The organism is Shimia thalassica (genome assembly GCF_001458215.1).
GTDB classification, from domain to species: domain Bacteria; phylum Pseudomonadota; class Alphaproteobacteria; order Rhodobacterales; family Rhodobacteraceae; genus Shimia; species Shimia thalassica.
The window spans coordinates 2160599-2174517 of sequence record NZ_CYTW01000001.1; the positions used below are offsets into that span (position 1 = coordinate 2160599).

Genomic DNA, 13919 nt, shown 5'->3' on the forward strand with positions numbered 1-13919 from the left:
CCACACGGGAAGGAACAGAGGAAACATAAACGTGCGGACTCGATTTGCGATCAGGCTTCATCAATTTCTGGAAAAGATCTTTCCTGAACGCCGCCTATTCCTTCGTTCAGACACCGACGCCCGATTTATCAGACTGCGCCCGTCGACCCAGCTGATTGCCTTGGCAGGAAGCGCCTTTATCGTGGCATGGGCGATTATCGCAACTGCGGTTCTGTTGATGGATTCCATCGGCGCCGGAGATTTTCGCGAACAGGCCCGTCGGGACCAGCAGACTTATGAAACACGGCTGAATGATTTGTCCGAAGAACGCGACTCGCGCACCAGTGAAGCTTTGGCTGCACAGGCACGGTTTAACGCGGCTCTGGATCAGATTTCCGCCATGCAATCCGAACTTCTTGCCTCCGAAGCACGGCGTCGCGAGCTTGAAACCGGGATTGAAGTGATCCAATCCACCCTTCGCCGCACCATGAAAGAACGTGAAACGGCGCTTGATGAGGTGGAAACCCTGACCGCATCTGCCAACGGCGCGAGCACGGCCATTGCGGATGGCAGCCCCGCAGGCAACGAAATGATGACCCTGCTCTCTGGTGCGCTGGAAGAAACCGCAAAGCAGCGGGATCAGGTCATTCAGGACGCGACTGCCGCCTTGAAGGCCGCAGAGGAAATGGAACACGAGCTTGCCCTCATGGAGGAAAAGAACGACCAGATTTTCCGCCAGCTTGAAGATGCGATGACGGTGTCGGTTGAACCCCTCGAAAAGATGTTCTCGGCGGCGGGCCTCAGCACAAAGTCCCTGATGGAAGAAGTGCGCCGCGGCTATAATGGTCAAGGTGGCCCGATGATGCCGCTCAGCTTTTCGACCAAAGGCGGCGAGCTGACCAAAGAAACCGTTCGCGCCAATCGCCTGCTCGATCAGCTGGACCGCTTGAACATGTATCGCATTGCCGCGGAAACCGTTCCGCTGGACATCCCGATCAAGTCGGCCTTCCGCTATACAAGTGGATATGGCATGCGCTGGGGCCGGATGCACAATGGCACCGATTTCGCCGGTCGCCACGGAACGCCGATTCTGTCGACGGCTGATGGCGTTGTCATTCATGCGGACTGGCAGTCGGGATACGGAAGGCTGGTAAAAATCCAGCATGCGAACGGAATTGAGACGCGATATGCCCATCTGGCAAGAATCCGCGTAAAGAAGGGGCAAAGGGTCTCGCGCGGAGAACGCATTGGTGATATGGGCAATTCCGGAAGGTCTACCGGCACCCATTTGCACTATGAAGTGCGTGTTAACGGTAGAGCCGTAAACCCGATGAAGTTTATCAAGGCTGGAAAGAATGTTTTCTAAAAGCAAAATCAACGAACCCGCTCCGAAATCTGCTGATCCGGCCAAGCCTGCTGCTTCGACCGCTCCGGCAAAATCTGTCCCACCTGCGCCAAAGCAGAATGCAAGCGTAAGCCCGGCCCCGAAAGCCAAGCCACCTGCATCGATACTGTCGTCTGACCTGCACGTCACAGGCAACATGAAGACAACTGGTGACATTCAGGTTGAAGGCACTGTCGAAGGCGACATCCGTGCGCATCTTCTGACAATCGGCGAAAGCGCCACCATCAAAGGCGAAGTCATCGCAGACGATGTTGTGATCAACGGCCGTATTGTGGGCCGTGTACGTGGTCTCAAAGTGCGTCTGACATCGACCGCCCGCGTCGAAGGCGACATCATCCACAAGACAATCGCGATCGAAAGCGGTGCGCATTTCGAAGGTTCGGTTCAGCGCCAGGACGATCCGCTGACCCGCAGCAGCGATGCGCCCAAGGCCGTTGCCAAGGCACCTGCTGCCGAATAAGCCTTTCGCGGCAAACACTTTTTAGGGCGCCATTCCTTGCGGGATGGCGCCTTTATTCGTTTTTTGACATTTGTCGGACGCGTGTTAGTCTCTCGGTATAGTTGAATTACAAAATTTGACATGATCGCATGATCTGTTTGCAATGCGATCTGGGGAGGGAACATGAAGCTATTTTCCATCAGTGCCGCAGCGGGTTTGCTGCTTTCATCGTCCATGGGCTTTGCACAGGTGACACCGTCACATGAATCTGTCGAAGGCAGTTTTCCGGCAAAACCCTATTCACCATATGCCAATCGTACGATACCCGAGCGCCCGTTGTGGGGCGACACACACCTGCACACGGGCCTTTCGCTGGATGCGGGGGCCTTTGGTAACATTCTGGGCCCCGACGACGCATGGCGGTTTGCCAAGGGTGAACAGGTCACATCCTCCACAGGACAACCGCTGCGCCTCAGCCGCCCACTCGACTGGATGGTACTGACAGACCACACCGATTTGATGGGGTTTGCACCTGATCTTCAGGCCGGAAAACCCGGCGTCCTTGCCGACCCCAAAGGGCTTGAATGGTACGAAGGATATTCAGAGGGTGGTGAAGCTGCGGCAAAGGCCGCCTTTGATATCATCACAAACTTCTCCCAGATGACTCTGCCCGAAGTGCTGCTTGAATCTTATAGCCCCGGTGCGGATGCATTTGCTTTCACGTGGGAAAAAATCGTTCAGGCCGCCGAGACACACAACGACCCTGGCAAATTCACAGCCTTCATCGGCTTTGAATGGACCTCGGTTCCCAAGGGCTTCAACCTGCACCGCAACGTGATGCTGCGCGACGGGCCAGTACGGGCGCTGCAAGTTGTGCCGCCTGTGACACAGCCCCCTTATGGCAACACCGATCCAAAGTCCCTGTATCAGTGGCTTGAGGACTATCAGGCCAAGACCGGCGGGCGCGCTGTCGCCTTTGCGCACAACGGCAACCTGTCTAACGGCTGGATGTTCCCTACCGAAGAAACCTATCACGGTGGCAAGGTTGACGAGGAATACGTAAAGAACAGGGCGAAATGGGAACCCCACTATGAGGTCACCCAGATCAAGGGCGACGGCGAAGCCCACCCCTATCTCAGCCCGGATGACGAGTTTGCCGATTACGAAAACTGGGATGTCGGCAACCTTGATATTACACAGCTCAAGACCGACGACATGCTTGGCGGTGAATATGCCCGCGAGGCGCTCAAGCTTGGGTTGGCACTGGAAGCCAAGTTTGGCGTGAACCCGTATAAGTTCGGCATGGGCGGCGCGACTGACAGCCACACATCACTGACCACTGCGGAAGAAGAAAACTATTTCGGGAAATCCGTGAGTGCCGAACCCTCTGCGACGCGGGTGCTTCACCCCTTTGTAGAAAGCGAGCTGGGATCGTTTGAAGGGCACACACTGGTGGCCTCCGGCTATACCGCTGTATGGGCGACGGACAACACCCGCAGCGCCATCTTTGATGCGTTCAAACGCAAAGAGACCTATGCCACGACTGGCCCGCGCATCGCGCTGCGGTTCTTTGGGGGCTGGGACTTTGACGAAAATGATCTGCGCACCCGTATGCCCGCAGACATTGGATACACCAAAGGCGTTCCCATGGGATCAGACCTGCGTCCAAGAGAAAGCGACGCAGCGCCCAGCTTTATGGTCTACGCCCTGCGTGATCCTATCGGGGCCAACCTTGACCGTGTTCAGGTGGTCAAAGGCTGGATGGAAGCTGACGGAAGCCTGAAAGAACGCGTCTATGACGTTGTCTGGTCTGATGCCCGCGAACCGGGATCGGATGGCAAGCTGCCGCCGGTTGGCAACACCGTCGACATGGAAGCGGCCACATGGACCAACACCATTGGTGCGTCCGAGCTCGCCACGATCTGGACCGACCCGGACTTTGATCCGGCAGAGTCCGCGTTCTACTATGTGCGTGTTCTGGAAATTCCGACCCCGCGTTGGGTTCTCTATGACAAGGTACGCTATAATCTGGAACTGCCTGAAGAGGCCGAGCTGATCCATCAGGAGCGCGCCTATTCTTCACCGATCTGGTATTCACCGTCCTAAAGACTGGCGGAGACTCAAACAAAAAGGGGCGCATGATTTGCGCCCCATTTTTCGTGCCGTTTGTGGCCAGTCAAAGGTAAATCGGGGTCATGTCGCCGGATGCAAACCGTCGCAGCACCGCCGGGTAAAGCTTGTGTTCTTGCACAAGAACACGTGCGGCAAGATCATCAGCGGTATCCCCGTCAACAACCGGCACACGCGCCTGCCCCAATATGGGCCCATCGTCCAGCGCAGGCGTCACGAGATGCACAGAACACCCGTGTTCCGCGTCACCGGCCTCGAGCGCACGCGCATGGGTGTGCAACCCTTTGTATTTCGGCAAAAGCGAAGGATGAATGTTCAGCATCCGCCCTTCCCAAGGTGCCACGAACACTTCTGTCAAAACCCGCATGAACCCGGCCAGGCACACGATGTCGGGCTGCACCTGTTCCAGTTCGGCCTGCAATGCCGCTTCAAAGGCCACACGATCCCCCTTAAAGGGCCGGTGATCGACCACAGCCGTGGGAACCCCCATCTCGGCGGCCTTTTTCAGGCCACCCGCAGTCGCATCATTGGCAAGCACAAGCACTGGTTCGGCAGGATGGTCGCCAGACATCATGTCTTCGACCAGGCGCACCATGTTGGACCCGCCCCCCGAAATGAAGATGGCGACCCGTTTTTTCACAGCAGGCTGCCCGAATACCGCATGCCTTCTCCACCTGTAACAGTTCCCATACGGTAAACTGTTTCACCCTGCTCGATGAGCAAAGCTTCAAGCGCGTCGGCCTGTTCGGGATCAACCGACAGGATCATGCCAACGCCGCAGTTGAAGGTTTTGAGCAACTCGGATTCCGCCATGCCACCTGTGGCCGCCAGCCATTTAAAGACCGGTGGCAAGTCCCAAGCATTCAGATCGATGTCGGCGCCAAGATCATCCGGCAGGACACGTGGCAGGTTTTCGGTCAGACCGCCGCCAGTGATATGGGCCAGAGCGTGAACGCCCCCTGCCCGTACAGCTGCCAAAGCCTGTTTTACATACAAACGTGTCGGGGCCAGAAGTGCCGCGCCCAAGGTGCCTTCGTCAAACGGGCATGCATCGTCCCAGCCAAGACCGGAAATCTCGACCAGCTTGCGCACAAGACTATACCCGTTGGAGTGCACACCGTTCGAGGCCAACCCCAAAAGGACATCGCCCTCGGCAACATCTGCCGGTAGGTCCGCGCCACGTTCCATTGCCCCAACAGAGAAACCGGCGAGATCGAAATCGCCGTCGTCATACATGCCCGGCATCTCGGCAGTTTCACCGCCGATCAGAGCACAGCCCGATTGGAAACAGCCTTCGGCGATCCCTTCGATAATCCGCGCGGCCTGATCCGTCTCGAGCTTGCCTGTTGCGAAATAGTCGAGGAAAAACAATGGCTCGGCGCCCTGACAAACAAGATCATTCACGCACATCGCAACAAGATCAATGCCAACGCCGTCTACATTTCCGGTATCGATCGCGATACGCAGTTTGGTGCCAACCCCGTCGGTCGCCCCCACAAGGATCGGATCCACATAGCCCGCGGCCTTGAGATCGAACAAGGCACCAAAGCCGCCCAAACCGGCCATAACGCCTGACCGGTTGGTCCGTTTTGCTGCTGGTTTGATTCGGTCCACGAGCGCATTGCCCGCATCGATATCCACACCGGCGTCCGCGTAGGTGATACCGTTTTTACCTTCGGTCATGATGCACTCCGTCCTTTGAAGTGTTTCGAGGCCCACCTGCACTGCCGGTTCGGCCCGAAACGCCCATAACAATGTCAATTCTTGCGTTTTTCAACGATTCCGCCTCTCAGGAAAAGGCCGAAACATCTTAGCTTGCGCAGGCACTAGACCAACTCGCACTTGGAAGCAACGGTAAGCCTTGACGCGAGCGCATCTTCTGATAGCAAAAGGCCCACAAGGTAGGGCCTGTAGCTCAACTGGTTAGAGCAGAGCGCTCATAACGCTTTGGTTGCGGGTTCAAGTCCTGCCGGGCCTACCAATACAATCATAAAAAATTGAAATTAATCACTTTTTCAGAAATTTTTGCCCACTGGTGTCAGGTGCGAAAGAAAAGGTGGGAAAATCCAGCCAGAATAATCCAAAGTTTTGTCATCGCGACTTAAAGATTTCCCCCCCAAGACCGGACGCGAAAAAGCCCAGATCCGCGCCGTTATTTTCAATCATATTGTGTCCCACGCCGCCGCCCCAAGCACACCCCATAAATATCAATAGGTTGCAAAAGACGCGCCCCATAACGCTAGTCTTGAATCCCAATTATCCACGAGAAGAAGTCAGAGGAACAAAGAAGGTTTCGCGTTTGCTGATGGCCTATCCGTTGTAAACGTAGATCAACCGGCGTTTTTCCGGGATCACAATCAGCATTCCGATCCGGCCATGAGAAAAATAAGATCCTGAGGAAAAAACTGCTTCATTCGCCAAAAGCTCGATTTCAGCGTCAAACGGGATCCAAAAACCGTATTTTGCCATGTATGCGGCGATGCTTGGGCATGTCGGATGCTGAGTTATTGAGTAGAAATCACTCAATCCAGTGCCGCAACGTGCAGGGTCTGCCCAGGGTTTCCGTTTCTGGCACGGGTGTGGAGTGCCATTCATCATACCGTCCCTGCCATCCTGACCAACTGTTGGATGATAGGTTTTGGAGCCATTTTATTCCGCCCGCCTGAAGCGCTTCATAAGTAGCCTCGGGCATATCATAAACGATGATGCCGGTCTCGTTTCCGCCCGGCCCGAATCCCCAAGCTTCCTCGGCAACATAGATAATGCGCCAAACACCCATTTCCTCAGGGACAAACCGCAAATGATGCCGATAGAGGAACCCCTTCCATGCAAGGGCGGCGATACCCAAAACAATCATAAGCAATACAAGGGCTCTTTTAAGCATATTGTCAAAATCCGTTTAAAACAGGGCTGCATCTATGCGTGAGGTTTATGGAGCAAAACATCCAAGGGAGAAACCATCACTACGATTTTCAGGTGTGGGTCATGGCCAGCACAGCCCCCCATTGAGGTGTTCTGCGGACTTGAAGACCGGCTCCAGATGCGCCTTGATTTGGCCCCGCATGACACCCACGGCATCAAGCAACACGTTGAAAAAATGACGTTTTTGAAGGCGCAACGCGGCAAAGGATACTTCGACACATCGACCGACGGTGCGCGCAGCTGATCAGCCCCACCAAAATCATAAAAATACCTTATTATTATTCTACAACTCTGCCGCAGAGGCTGGCGCGTTATTTCCCGCCCTGTATGCACTTTGGTTCCCACTTTGAATCTCTCACCTTGTGGCCAAACTGCGATAGTTTTTTTTCAGGTCAAGAGATCCCTCTGGATTGGTGCTTTACTCATTTCTTGCTCTTGCGCGTGACCTGATACAAACTTCTCTAGACAAGTGAGAGGTCTGTTTTCGGCCGGTCCGGCCGATAAACGGATCAACGCGGCACCAATCACACAGAGGAGCGCGTCATGACATCTGAGATCACAGGGACACCACCAACCAATCCGACGCCCCCTCCTCAGGGCATGCCAGAGACCAACATCGTGACTGTCGATGACATCACCGCGTCGCTCAAGGCCGGGTTTTCAGACTTCTTGGCACGTCCTGTTATGAGCGGTTTCTTTGGTCTGTTTTATGCAGTGTTCGGAATACTGTTTGTGTGGTGCCTCGTCTCGCTTGGTAAAATCTGGATGATAATCCCCGCAATTGTCGGGTTTCCGCTGGTCGCGCCGTTTGCAGCAGCTGGGCTTTATGAAATGTCGCAGCGCCTGCAGACAGGAGAGAGCTTCGGCTGGTCTGAAATCCTTTCGGTCATGGTCCAACAACGAAAGCGCGAAATGGGCTGGATGGCGTTTACCACCCTGTTCATCTTCTGGGTCTGGGTTTACCAGGTTCGGCTTTGGCTTGCGATTATCCTGCAGGATGCGTCCTTTTCGGATTTTGACGGGTTCATGCACACTGTTTTCTTCACGCAAGAGGGCTGGATATTCCTGATCGTGGGCACTTGCGCGGGGGCCTTACTGTCTGCTGCTCTGTTTTCGGTAACCGTCGTCGCGATGCCGATGTTGCTCGAACGCGACGTCGATTTCGTTACCGCAATGCTCACATCCATTCGCGTCGTCAGGGACAATCCGGTGGTCATGCTCACATGGGCGGCCATCATTTCGGCCACCATCCTCTTGTCGTTGGTTCCGGCCTTTTTGGGCTTGATCTTCACGCTGCCGATCCTTGGTCATACGACATGGCACCTTTATCAGCGGGTCGTGCAGCCAATGGAAAATGAGTCAATCGCGGCTTCGTGAAAAAGTCCTGAGATCCGCGAGTTCCGGTATGAACTCTAAAGTGTGAACGGCCCAGAGCTGCCATTGAGGCGGGCCGTAGCGAATGGCGGCTCCGAGCCCACTTTACCCAATGCTGCAAAGTGCGAGAATGGCTGCTATGTGACCCAACGGATCAAAAATTCAGAGATGATACGGCCATCGCCTAGGGAGCTGTCACAGCAATCAATGACTATCTGTCGAAAACTCACGGGCGTTGGCTCATGATTGTGCTGCGAGCTCCTTTGCGTGCTCACGCAGCGCAAACTTTTGAATCTTGCCGGTCGACGTTCTGGGAATGGTTGTCACGACAAACCGACCGGGAACCTTGTAGGCTGCCAGCCTGCCACGGCACCATGTCCGCAGCGTCTCGGCGTCAATCTCCTGGCCCGGCGTCAGTTCGATGAACGCGCAGGGGGTTTCGCCCCATTTCTCATGCGGCATGGCGACAACAGCGGCAATCTCGATGGCGGGGTAGCTGTAAAGCACTTCTTCGACCTCGATCGAAGAAATGTTCTCGCCGCCCGAAATGATAATGTCCTTTGAGCGGTCCTTGAGCTGGATATAACCATCGGGATGGATCACGCCCAGATCGCCGGAATGGAACCAGCCGCCCTCAAAGGCCTGCTGCGTGGCAGAGGGGTTACGGAAATAGCCCTTCATCACGACGTTGCCGCGGAACATGACCTCGCCCATCGTCTCGCCGTCGCGTGGGACGGGCTCCATGGTTTCAGGATCAAGCACATCGAGCCCCTCAAGAGGCAGATAGCGCACGCCCTGGCGTGATTTCAGCCGCGCTTGTTCTTCGCCGGGTAGGGATGACCAGCTTTCATGCCAATCGTTCACCACGGCAGGGCCGTAGGTTTCGGTGAGCCCGTACAGGTGGGTTACGTCAAAGCCTGCGGTTTTCATATCAGCCAGCAGCTTTTCGGGGGGCGGTGCGGCGGCAGTGAAAAATTGCACAGTGTGATCGAGCGTACGCTGGACGTCCGAAGGTGCCGAGATCAGCAGCGACATGATGATCGGTGCGCCGCAGAGGTGGGTGACTTTTTCATCAGCGAGCGCGTTCCAGATCGGCTCGGCCCGGACTTGGCGCAGGCAGACATGTGTGCCGATGATCGCCGAGAGCGTCCATGGAAAGCACCAGCCGTTGCAGTGGAACATTGGCAAGGTCCAAAGGTAGACGGCATGCTTTTGCATCGACGTGGTCAACGCATTGCCTTGGGCCAGCAGATAGGCACCGCGGTGGTGCGAGACGACACCCTTGGGATCGCCTGTCGTCCCTGAGGTGTAGTTGATCGAGATCGCGTCCCATTCATCTTCGGGCATGAGCCAGTCAAACGCAGGATCGCCTCCTGCGACGATGTCTTCATAGTCTGGCCCGTCAAACGCCATGCGCGCGCCGTCATATTCAGGGTCATCCACCAAGATCACTAGAGGGTCGACCTCGGCCAGCACCAGCGCCTCTTGCATCAGCGGCAGGAACTCGGCATCAACGATGACGAGCTTCGACATCGCATGATCGAGCTGAAAGGCGATGATCGCCGCGTCCAGCCGCGTGTTGATCGAATGCAACACACCGCCGCACATGGGCACGCCATAGTGGCATTCGAGCATGGCTGGTGTGTTGGGCAGTATGGCCGAGACGGTATCGCCCCGCCCGATGCCTTTGTCCGCGAGGGCCGAGGCAAGCTGTCGCGCGCGGGCATAGAAGCTGGCATAGCTGCGCCGCAGGGGGCCATGGATGATGGCAGTATGTACGGGGAACACCGTGGCGGCGCGTTCAAGGAAGGTGAGCGGCGTCAGCGGCTGGTGGTTGGCCGGGGTGCGGTCCAGGTCGGTGTTGTAGGGGTTTGCACTCATTTTTTAAGCGTCCTGCCACTGGGGCGCGCGCTTTTCGATGAAGGCGCCGATGCCTTCCTCGGCGTCGCGCGCAAGCATGTTATCGACCATCACTTGGGACGCATAGTCATAGGCCTCCGCCAGCGGCATTTCGCGTTGTGCATAGAAGGCGCGCTTTCCGGTGGCCAGCGTCATCGACGACTTAGAGGCGATCTTGCGGGCCATTTCCAACGTCGCCTCTTGCAGCATGTCTTCGGGCACGGCGCGATTGACGAGACCCATCTCGGCGGCGCGGGCGGCAGGCGTCATGTCGCCTGTCAGAAGCATTTCCATCGCGTGTTTGGCCGAGACATTGCGCGACAGGGCGACCATGGGTGTCGAGCAGAAGAGGCCGATGTGAACGCCCGGCGTGCTGAACTGGGCCGTGTCCGCCGCAACCGCCATATCACAGCTGGCCACGAGTTGACAGCCCGCCGCGGTGGCGACGCCTGTCACTTCGGCGATCACCGGCTTGGGGCAGTTGACGATGCCCTGCATCACGCCCGAGCACATGGACATGACTTTGGCGAAGTGCGCTTTGCCGCCATCCGCGTCTGCGCGGCCTGCTGTCATTTCCTTGAGGTCGTGACCTGCACAAAAGGCCGGGCCATTGGCGGCAAGGATGATGACGCGCACCGCTGGGTTTTTCCCGGAATCGGCGATAGCTGTGCCCAAAGCGCCCAGCATCGCTTCGGAAAGCGCATTGCGGCGGGCCACATCATTAAACGTGAGACGAAGGACGCCATCATCACCCAGATCAGAGAGGAGAATGTCTGTCGTAGTCATGGGGCGCTCCTTTAGCGGATGTTGATCTCGACGCTGTCAGCCAGCGTGTTGGCGATAAAACAATAGCGGTGTGCGCGGTCCTGCATCTGGGCCAATTGCGCATCATCCACGGCAAAGCCGGTGTCAAAGCGCACCACCGGGTGCAAGTCGATTCGCGTGACCGACATCTGGCCCTTGGGGTTCTTGCCCAGATGCGCTTCGGCATAATCGTGATAGCTCGCCACGGGCCAGCCCGCCTTTGCCGCCAGAGCCAGGAAGGTCATCATATGACAGCTGGAGAGCGCGGAGGCCAGCGCTTGCTCAGGGTTGGTGTTGGCAGGTTCGCCGCCCCAGTCGGGCGCGGAATCGACCTGAACATCATAGCCACTGTTGTATTGGACGGTATGCTCGTTGGAGTATTTACCGGTTTGCAAAGCGGGCTCGGCGCGCTGCCAATGCAGCTCGATGGCAAGATCGGACATATCTTAGGTCTCTTGTTGGGCGAGAAGAAGTTGGGCGCGCGCGTCTTGATGCGCGCGCCGGGAAAGACGAGCAGCCTTAGGCCGCGGCGATCTTTTTCTTCGGGTCGTAGAAGGGGCGCTCCACGATCGTTGCGGGTGTCGGACCCGACTTGGTGACAACCTCAACCTCTGCGCCGATGTTGGCGCACTCGGCGTCGACCATCGCCAGCGCGATGTTCTTCTTAAGACGCGGCGAGTAGACCGCCGATGTCACCTTGCCGATCGCGTCGCGGCCGAAGTTGATCTGCCAGAAAGTCGTGTTCGGGCCGGTAAGCGGGTCGCAGTCGATCACGAGGCCGATCTGCCGGCGCTTGGGGCCTTCTTCCTTGATGCGGCGCAGTGCGGCCTTGCCGATGAAATCAGCTTCCATGTCGAGGTTCACAAGACGGTCAAAGCCGAGCTCGTAGGGGTTGGTGTGGATGTCGGCATCGGCATGGTAGGATAGCATGCCGCCCTCGATCCGGCGGATCGACGAGGTGTGCCCCGGCTTGAGGCCATGCTTCATGCCGGCGGCCATGATCCGTTCCCAAAGCTGATCGCCTTGTGAGCCGTCACGCAAGTAAAGTTCGTAGCCCAACTCACTTGACCAGCCTGTGCGCGAGACGATCAAAGGGATGCCATCCAGATCCACTTCTCGCAGCCAGTAGTATTTCAGGTCCATGATGTCTTCACCGAAGAGCTCTTGCATGATGAGACCCGAGTTCGGTCCCTGAAGTTGAAGCGGAGAGACATCAGGCTCGCAGATCGACACGTCCATGCCAGAATGCACGGCCACGCCCTGCGCCCAAAACAGGATGTCGCTGTCAGCCAGCGAAATCCAGTAGTGGTTTTCTGCAAGGCGCAGGAGGATCGGATCGTTCAGAATGCCGCCATCTGCGTTGGTGATCAGAATATACTTGCACTGGCCCACAGCCATCTTCGACAGATCGCGCGGGGTCAGCAACTGGACGAATTTCGCAGCGTCCGGCCCGGTGATCTCGACCTGGCGCTCGACGGCCACATCACACAGGATCGCCTCGTTTACGAGGTTCCAGAAGTTCTGCTCCGGATCGCCGAAATCACGGGGAATATACATATGGTTGTAAACAGAAAACCCCTTGGCGCCCCAGCGAACTGTCGCGTCAAAATACGGAGATTTGCGAATTTGTGTGCCGAAGCCAAAGCCGTCTGATTGTGTCATGTTTTCGCCCTCGTAGCAGGTGGTCTGACAGACCCGTGAAGTGGTAAAACCTGCTGGTGATATAGATCGAAAAACTTGGAGATACTGGACTTAAAAAAGCGCGTTCACAGGCTGAACGGCCTAATAAACCCGCGGTTTTCAGACTGTTCAGGCTGCGCCTGTTTTTCATGATCTGTTTGCGACAAGTTTTGCCAGATTTGGCCGACTCGTCTTGACCTGCCGTGTTGCGATGTAGGTCATGTAGCGGTCGATTTGCAGATCGGCTGACAGCATCTCTTCCATCATCGCTTGAAACGCAGCCAGGCTTGGCGTTGCGGTCTTCAACACATAATCCATCCCGCCACCTGTCGCGACGCAGTCTGTCACCTCATCCAAGCCCTGAATATGGGCTTCAAAGCGTTCGAAATCCGTCTTGCGATGATGGGTGAGCGAGACCGTCACGACGACTTGGGTGAAATCGACAATGCGCTCTAAAGCGAGCGTTGCGTGATACCCACGAATGTAGCCTGCAGCCTTTAGACGATCGAGCCGCGCCCAGCAGGGTGTTGGCGACAGGTTCACCAGCTCGGCCAATTTGGTTTTGCTCAGTTGTCCATACTGCTGAACAGCACTCAGAATGCGGATATCTGTTGCATCAAGGCTGAGTTTTTTCATGAGACAGTTACTCCGTTGGAGTGCAAGGCATAGTCTGACAATTGCCCAGGTTTTGGAAGATGAAGACATTTAGACGGTGAATGCCGAAAAATGCATCTCGTTTTCCGCCCCTTTCTCTCCCAAGACCGCCAATTTTGCCATTGCCACGTCTCAGGCCAGTAAACCTCCGACCCGAATTGAGGCACTGGAACACGACAAAGATCTACGCCGCGATGGGAACTTTGGCGCATCATTCGACGCAAATCTGTGCGGCAAGCAGACCTTGGCGCAGCCGCAGCGAAATGGTGCTTCGTCCGCGTTGCGGTCATTAGTGAAACTGCGGCTAATAGCCGTTTAGAGCCAAACTACTTGGTTCTGTGCTCTGCGCAAATGTCGGCTTTGTTCGGGCGGATCAACCTTTGGCTAAATCAAGCGTTGCAATGGCAAACAAGTGCGGCGGAATATTTTCGTTGCTCGCGGCACTGCGTCGAATCCATCAATCCGCCCCTTTTGCAAGTTGGGCGATTGATTGTGGCCTCTGGTGTCAGGAATGAAAGCCGGTTTGGCTCCGGCTTTTGCTCTCGAACTAAAACTCGATAATCGTTCGGATCGATTTGCCTTCGTGCATCAGATCAAAGCCCTTGTTGATGTCCTCAAGGCTGAGCTTGTGAG

General features: G+C 56.2%; 13 protein-coding genes and 1 tRNA gene. 6 read left to right on the forward strand and 8 right to left on the reverse strand.

The features are described from left to right. Positions 1–31 precede the first annotated feature (31 nt). The 3 genes from PH7735_RS09775 (at position 32) to PH7735_RS09785 (ending at position 3929) form a co-directional block, all read left to right on the forward strand. Positions 32–1345 carry a M23 family metallopeptidase gene (locus tag PH7735_RS09775; RefSeq protein WP_082645170.1) on the forward strand — a complete coding sequence of 438 codons (1314 nt, stop codon included), beginning with the start codon at positions 32–34 and terminating at the stop codon, positions 1343–1345. Beyond that, positions 1335–1844, forward strand: a complete 510-nt coding sequence (locus PH7735_RS09780; RefSeq protein WP_058311057.1) for a bactofilin family protein — start codon at positions 1335–1337, stop codon at positions 1842–1844. Before PH7735_RS09775 ends, PH7735_RS09780 begins: the two co-directional genes overlap by 11 nt. Positions 1845–2006: 162 nt before the next feature. Then, positions 2007–3929 (forward strand): DUF3604 domain-containing protein, encoded by a 1923-nt coding sequence (locus PH7735_RS09785; protein ID WP_058311058.1) that lies wholly within the window; start codon positions 2007–2009, stop codon positions 3927–3929. A 70-nt stretch (positions 3930–3999) separates the two neighbouring features. On the opposite strand, the gene purN is transcribed toward PH7735_RS09785, so the two are convergent. Together purN and purM are read right to left on the reverse strand one after the other, a co-directional pair. After that, on the reverse strand, positions 4000–4593 hold the full coding sequence (gene purN, locus PH7735_RS09790; protein ID WP_082645171.1) for a phosphoribosylglycinamide formyltransferase: 594 nt from the start codon (positions 4591–4593) through the stop codon (positions 4000–4002). Continuing rightward, positions 4590–5636 (reverse strand): phosphoribosylformylglycinamidine cyclo-ligase, encoded by a 1047-nt coding sequence (purM, locus tag PH7735_RS09795; protein ID WP_058311059.1) that lies wholly within the window; start codon positions 5634–5636, stop codon positions 4590–4592. The genes purN and purM overlap by 4 nt, the downstream gene beginning before the upstream one ends. Positions 5637–5857: 221 nt before the next feature. On the opposite strand from purM, the gene PH7735_RS09800 reads away from it, so the two are divergent. Beyond that, a tRNA-Ile gene (locus tag PH7735_RS09800) sits at positions 5858–5934 on the forward strand. Positions 5935–6471: 537 nt separating this feature from the next. On the opposite strand, the gene PH7735_RS09805 is transcribed toward PH7735_RS09800, so the two are convergent. Beyond that, on the reverse strand, positions 6472–6816 hold the full coding sequence (locus PH7735_RS09805; RefSeq protein ID WP_158503210.1) for a hypothetical protein: 345 nt from the start codon (positions 6814–6816) through the stop codon (positions 6472–6474). A 177-nt stretch (positions 6817–6993) separates the two neighbouring features. On the opposite strand from PH7735_RS09805, the gene PH7735_RS21160 reads away from it, so the two are divergent. Next, on the forward strand, positions 6994–7119 hold the full coding sequence (locus PH7735_RS21160; RefSeq protein WP_267885804.1) for a hypothetical protein: 126 nt from the start codon (positions 6994–6996) through the stop codon (positions 7117–7119). A gap of 299 nt (positions 7120–7418) precedes the next feature. Then, on the forward strand, positions 7419–8252 hold the full coding sequence (locus tag PH7735_RS09810; RefSeq protein ID WP_058311061.1) for a DUF2189 domain-containing protein: 834 nt from the start codon (positions 7419–7421) through the stop codon (positions 8250–8252). A gap of 237 nt (positions 8253–8489) precedes the next feature. Here the strand turns inward: PH7735_RS09810 and PH7735_RS09815 are convergent, their stop codons facing one another. From PH7735_RS09815 to PH7735_RS09835, 5 genes are all read right to left on the reverse strand, one after another. Beyond that, the gene (locus PH7735_RS09815; RefSeq protein ID WP_058311062.1) at positions 8490–10130 is read right to left on the reverse strand and encodes an acyl-CoA synthetase; all 1641 of its coding nucleotides are present in this window, start codon (positions 10128–10130) and stop codon (positions 8490–8492) included. A gap of 3 nt (positions 10131–10133) precedes the next feature. Further along, positions 10134–10934 carry an enoyl-CoA hydratase gene (locus PH7735_RS09820; RefSeq protein ID WP_058311063.1) on the reverse strand — a complete coding sequence of 267 codons (801 nt, stop codon included), beginning with the start codon at positions 10932–10934 and terminating at the stop codon, positions 10134–10136. Between the two features lie 11 nt (positions 10935–10945). After that, positions 10946–11395: an OsmC family protein gene (locus PH7735_RS09825; RefSeq protein ID WP_058311064.1), complete on the reverse strand. Its 450-nt coding sequence runs from the start codon at positions 11393–11395 to the stop codon at positions 10946–10948. Positions 11396–11471: 76 nt separating this feature from the next. After that, positions 11472–12614: a glycine cleavage T C-terminal barrel domain-containing protein gene (locus PH7735_RS09830; protein ID WP_058311065.1), complete on the reverse strand. Its 1143-nt coding sequence runs from the start codon at positions 12612–12614 to the stop codon at positions 11472–11474. Between the two features lie 165 nt (positions 12615–12779). After that, on the reverse strand, positions 12780–13268 hold the full coding sequence (locus tag PH7735_RS09835) for an Lrp/AsnC family transcriptional regulator (protein WP_058311066.1): 489 nt from the start codon (positions 13266–13268) through the stop codon (positions 12780–12782). Between the last annotated feature and the right edge of the window lie 651 nt (positions 13269–13919).

Bases quoted from the DNA above. Each gene is read 5' to 3' on its own strand.
- PH7735_RS09815 (WP_058311062.1), bottom strand. From the start codon at position 10,130: ATGAGTGCAAACCCCTACAACACCGACCTGGACCGCACCCCGGCCAAC.
- PH7735_RS09825 (WP_058311064.1), bottom strand. From the start codon at position 11,395: ATGTCCGATCTTGCCATCGAGCTGCATTGGCAGCGCGCCGAGCCCGCT.
- PH7735_RS09835 (WP_058311066.1), bottom strand. From the start codon at position 13,268: ATGAAAAAACTCAGCCTTGATGCAACAGATATCCGCATTCTGAGTGCT.
- PH7735_RS09780 (WP_058311057.1), top strand. From the start codon at position 1,335: ATGTTTTCTAAAAGCAAAATCAACGAACCCGCTCCGAAATCTGCTGAT.
- PH7735_RS09830 (WP_058311065.1), bottom strand. From the start codon at position 12,614: ATGACACAATCAGACGGCTTTGGCTTCGGCACACAAATTCGCAAATCT.
- PH7735_RS09810 (WP_058311061.1), top strand. From the start codon at position 7,419: ATGACATCTGAGATCACAGGGACACCACCAACCAATCCGACGCCCCCT.
- PH7735_RS21160 (WP_267885804.1), top strand. From the start codon at position 6,994: ATGCGCCTTGATTTGGCCCCGCATGACACCCACGGCATCAAGCAACAC.
- purM (WP_058311059.1), bottom strand. From the start codon at position 5,636: ATGACCGAAGGTAAAAACGGTATCACCTACGCGGACGCCGGTGTGGAT.
- PH7735_RS09785 (WP_058311058.1), top strand. From the start codon at position 2,007: ATGAAGCTATTTTCCATCAGTGCCGCAGCGGGTTTGCTGCTTTCATCG.
- PH7735_RS09820 (WP_058311063.1), bottom strand. From the start codon at position 10,934: ATGACTACGACAGACATTCTCCTCTCTGATCTGGGTGATGATGGCGTC.